Origin of the sequence: Roseateles oligotrophus, assembly GCF_014204525.1 — a bacterium.
GTDB classification, from domain to species: Bacteria; Pseudomonadota; Gammaproteobacteria; order Burkholderiales; family Burkholderiaceae_C; genus Paucibacter_A; species Paucibacter_A oligotrophus_A.
Genome location: NZ_JACHLP010000029.1, coordinates 1 through 1,482, shown reverse-complemented (window position 1 = coordinate 1,482; position 1,482 = coordinate 1). Strand labels below are relative to the sequence as shown.

The window sequence follows — 1,482 nt, the reverse complement described above, 5'->3', positions numbered from 1 at the left end:
ACAAGATCGCGTAGAAGGAACCGTTGACCAGACCCAGCAGGAGCTGGCCCAGCAGAGCAGGCAGGGGGATGCCGAAGAGGTCTGTCATTTCTTCACCAGCGGGCACTTGCTGTCGGCCAGCTTGGTGAAGGCTTCTTCGCCGGGGATGGTCTTGACCAGTTTGTAGTAATCCCAGGGTTCAACGGATTCCTTGGGTGATTTCACCTGCATCAGATACATATCGTGGCGATGCCGGCCGTCGGGGCCGATCACGCCATTGCGGGCAAAGAAGTCATTCACCTTGGTGGCCTTCATCTTGGCCATCACGGTGTCGCCATCGTCGCTGCCGCTGGCTTCGACGGCTTTCAGGTAATGCATGGCGGAGGAGTAGTCCCCGGCCTGGGCCATGGACGGCATGCGCTTGACCTTCTCGAAGAAGCGGCGGCCCCAGCTGCGTGCCTCGGGGCTTTGGTTCCAGTACCAGCCGGTGGTCAGATACATGCCCTGGGTGGCTTGCAGACCCAGGGCATGCACGTCGTTGATGAACATCAGCAGGCCGGCCAGCTTCATCTGTTTGTTGATGCCGAACTCGGCGGCCGCCTTGATGGCGTTGACGGTGTCGCCACCCGCGCTGGCCAGGGCCAGGATCTGCGCCTTGGAGCTTTGCGCCTGCAGCAAAAAGCTGGAGAAATCGCTGGACGACAGCGGGAAGCGCACGCTGCCCAGCACCTTGCCGCCGGCTTTTTGCACCACGGCCGTGGCGTCGGCCTGCAGCGAGGCGCCAAAAGCGTAGTCGGCGGTCAGGAAGAACCAGCTTTTGCCGCCGTCTTGCACCACGGCATTGCCCGTGCCATTGGCCAGGGCCATGGTGTCGTAGGTGTAGTGGACGGTGTAGGGGTTGCAGTCTTCGTTGGTGAGCCGAGCGGTGGCGGCGGCATTGACCATGATGGGTTTTTTCTTCTCCGCCGCGACCTTGGACATGGCCAGCGCGGTGCCCGAGTTGCTGCCGGCGATCAGGACATCCAGACCCTCGGTGTCAAACCACTCGCGCGCCTTGGAGGCGGCCACATCGGCCTTGTTCTGGTGGTCCGCCGTGAGCAGCACAATCTTTTTGCCGGCCACCGTGCCCTTCATGTCGGCGATGGCCATCTTGATGGCCTCGACCCCGCCAGCGCCATCTATGTCGGCATAGAGACTGGACATATCGGTGATGAAGCCAATCTTGATGACATCGCCCGATATCTGGGCCATGCTGGTGGAGGCGGCGAGTGTGGCTGCGAGGGCCAGGCTGGTTTTGCGCAGAGCAGTGGAGGTGGTTTTCATCGATGTCTCCTAGGCGTTTTTTTGAGGGGAGGGTCAGACGCTGAGCAGCTCGTCAAGCAAGCCTTGTTTTTGTTCGAGTTGGGACGCGGGGAAGGACTCCACCACCTCACCATGCTCGACCACGATGAAGTGGTCGGCCAGCGGGGCGGCGAAGCGGAAGTTCTGCTCCACCATCACGAT

At 61.3% G+C, this 1,482-nt stretch carries 1 protein-coding gene and 1 pseudogene; both read right to left on the bottom strand.

What is annotated here, in order from left to right:
* Window positions 1-84: 84 nt before the first annotated feature.
* A complete protein-coding gene (locus tag HNP55_RS23960; RefSeq protein WP_184304933.1) occupies window positions 85-1,302 on the bottom strand; it encodes an ABC transporter substrate-binding protein in 1,218 nt (405 codons plus the stop codon).
* A gap of 33 nt (window positions 1,303-1,335) precedes the next feature.
* A pseudogene (locus tag HNP55_RS24550) lies at window positions 1,336-1,482 on the bottom strand (ABC transporter ATP-binding protein); the annotation flags it as partial.